This window comes from Moorena sp. SIO3B2, from assembly GCF_010692525.1.
Taxonomy (GTDB): domain Bacteria; phylum Cyanobacteriota; class Cyanobacteriia; order Cyanobacteriales; family Coleofasciculaceae; genus Moorena; species Moorena producens.
In genome coordinates this window covers 1-3,024 of the sequence record NZ_JAAHHE010000580.1, presented here as the reverse complement: position 1 = coordinate 3,024, position 3,024 = coordinate 1, and the positions used below count along the sequence as shown (strand labels likewise).

The following is a 3,024-nucleotide window of genomic DNA, read 5'->3' as shown; positions in this document are numbered from 1 at the left end:
TGGTAGAACGGTATGGCTGTATTGCTGGTTATCCTAACCGCACATTCCGTGGAAACCGGGCAACTACCCGTTATGAGTTTGCGGCTGGTTTGAATGCTTGCTTGAACCAGATTGAGCGGTTAATTGCAGCTAGCACCGCTGATTTTATTACCCGGGAAGACTTGGAAACCCTGCAACGGCTGATTCAAGAGTTTGAAGCCGAATTGGCTACCCTAGGGGCACGGGTGGATAACCTAGAAGGTCGGGTGGCTTTCCTAGAAGACCATCAGTTCTCCACCACCACTAAACTCAAAGGGGAGGTTCTGTTTACCTTCGCTGGTGCATTTGGGGAAAAACAAGCTGATGATGATGTCAGGGGAGAAATAGATGATGATGATGAGAATCAGGTTGGCATTGATGAAAACATTACCTTAAGTAACCGGGTACGTCTGATTTTCGATACCAGCTTCACTGGTAAAGACCGGTTGAGAACTCGTTTGCAGGCAGGGAACTTTACTAAGCTCAGTGGTGATGTCACTGGTACCGACATGGCTCGCTTGGGTCATGATGCGGATGGTGGCAATGATGTGGAAATTACTAAGTTGTACTACCGTTTCCCCATTGGTACAAAATTCACGGCTTATGTGGGCACCGCTGACCTTGACATAGATGACATTTTCGACCCCACCAACCCCTGGCTGGAAAGCAGTGGCAGTGGTGCCTTATCCCGGTTTAACCGCCGTAACCCCGTAACCTATCGCGGGCCAGAGGGAGCTGGTGGCGGTTTCACCTATAAATTTAGTGATGCCCTGAGTCTATCACTGCTTTATCTAGCTGACGGGGATGATGCTCCAAGTCCTGCTCAGAAAGATGGACTTTTCAATGGTGCCTATAGCGCTGGTGCTCAACTGGGTATTTCACCCATTGATAACTTGGAGTTATCTTTGACCTACGTCCGTAGCTACCAGCCAGGAGGCGATGTCAACCTTTCCGGTAGCACTGGGAGTAGCCTTGCCAAGGAGCCCTTCGGCGAGGAGGTGGCTACCTCTGCCAATCGCTTTGGAGCACAAGCCAGTTTTCGCCTGACCGAACAAATTCACATCGGCGGTTGGTTTGGTTATATTGATGCGATCGCTGAAGATGATTTTATTCACGAGAATGGTGAGATTGTTGAAGAGGGTGACAATGCTGACATTTTCACTTGGGCAGCCAACCTGTCTTTCATTGATTTAGGCAAAGAGGGAGCTGTGTTCAGTATTGCTGGAGGTGTGCCACCTAGGGCTACCGAAATTGATGGTACTGATGCAGAAGATGATGATACTTCTTACCTAATTGAAGCACAGTACAAATTCCCCATCACCAACAACATCATGATTACTCCAGGAGCCTACGTGATTTTCAATCCTAATCACGATGATGACAATGATACGATTTGGGTTGGAGCCATCCGTACCACCTTTAAGTTCTAGGTAATAATTCTAGGGTTTGCGATCAGCTATCTGCTGTAATTTATTAGCAGATAGCTGATTAGTTTAGGAGAAGTCAGAAGTCAGAAGTCAAACTCTTGCGCTTACTTAGGTTTGAGACTTTTGTCATTTCCTATAAGTTCTAGGGTTTTATTTTTATTTAAAAATTCTAGAGTGCCCTGTCTTGATGCAGTCGCTCATGGGGAGGGGCTGTGTGCGGAACCTGCGTCCGCACCTGTCTTGATGCAGTCGCTCATGGGGGAAACCCCCAAGACCGCGCTGCATCGCTGTAAGCCCCGTGGAAACCCCCAAGACCGCTTAGGTGCGCTTTCCGCATTAAGAATTAAATTCGCCACGGGTCGCACCTCTGCATCGCTGGCGACTACTATATCATAAGTGACTACAATCGAGGATGAGTATCTTTCTCGAAAGATCACAAAAAATGATATGCTAATCCAGAGTTGTCCTAGACATAACTAATTCTAGTGGTTAAGATAAAGGGTTGGGGACTAATTTGAGTCCAAGAGTATAATCTACTAGGGTTGAGGTTGATTGACAAAGGATGTCAACAAGTTTTTGGAATACGATCAAATATAGCCCGGCTTTGCTAGGGGCTTCATTACTGGTGGCTAACAGCGCCTATGGTGCTCCCAAGCTTGAGGCATCTTCTACTGAAACCCTTCCGGCTCCACAAGAGCTATCGGTTGCCCAGGGTAACGGTGAGTCTAAGGGTGAGTCTAACTCGCAAATTTTAAAACAAATCAATCTCTACAACAGCAACAGTACTGATGTAGATGCCCTAGAGCAGGTGACCAGTGTTTCCCAACTGCGGGACGTATCTCCTGGTGACTGGGCTTATGAAGCTTTGCGCTCTCTGGTAGAACGGTATGGTTGTATTGCTGGTTATCCTAACCGCACATTCCGTGGAAATCGGGCAACTACTCGTTATGAGTTTGCGGCTGGTTTGAATGCTTGCTTGAACCAAATTGAGCGGTTAATTGCAGCTAGCACCGCTGACTTTATTACCAGGGAAGACCTGGAAACCCTGCAACGGCTGATTCAAGAATTTGAAGCAGAATTGGCTACCCTAGGGGCACGGGTGGATAACTTAGAAGGTCGGGTGGCTTTCCTAGAAGACCATCAGTTCTCTACCACCACCAAACTCCAAGGGGAGGTGATCTTTACCTTCGCTGGTGCCTTTGGGGAAGAACAAGCTGATGGTAGTGGAGATGACATTGATCAAAACATTACCTTAAGCAACCGGGTACGTTTGAACTTAAATACCAGCTTCACCGGGAAAGACCGGTTGAGAATTCGTTTGGAGGCAGGAAACTTTACTCAACTCAGTGATGTGACTGGTACCGACATGGCTCGCTTGGGTCATGATGCGGATAGTGGCAACGATGTGGAAATTCCTGACGTGTTCTACCGTTTCCCCATTGGTACAAAATTCACGGCTTATGTGGGAACATCTGGCCTTGCCTTGGATGACGTTTTTGACCCGACCAACCCGTTCCTGGAAAGCAGTGGCGTTGGTGCGTTATCCCGGTTTAATCGCCGCAACCCCGTAACCCATCGC

General features: G+C 47.8%; 3 protein-coding genes. 2 read left to right on the top strand and 1 reads right to left on the bottom strand.

Translation table 11 applies throughout. The features are described from left to right. A partial coding sequence (locus tag F6K38_RS38290) for an iron uptake porin (RefSeq protein ID WP_287360171.1) occupies positions 1-1,448 on the top strand: 1,448 nt, incomplete at its 5' end. Positions 1,449-1,642: 194 nt separating this feature from the next. Here the strand turns inward: F6K38_RS38290 and F6K38_RS38285 are convergent. Further along, complete coding sequence (locus F6K38_RS38285; protein ID WP_154659802.1) at positions 1,643-1,801, bottom strand: hypothetical protein; 159 nt, start codon at positions 1,799-1,801, stop codon at positions 1,643-1,645. 206 nt (positions 1,802-2,007) lie between these two features. Here F6K38_RS38285 and F6K38_RS38280 point away from each other — a divergent pair. Beyond that, positions 2,008-3,024 (top strand): iron uptake porin (locus F6K38_RS38280; RefSeq protein WP_287360169.1); only part of this gene is annotated, 1,017 nt, incomplete at its 3' end.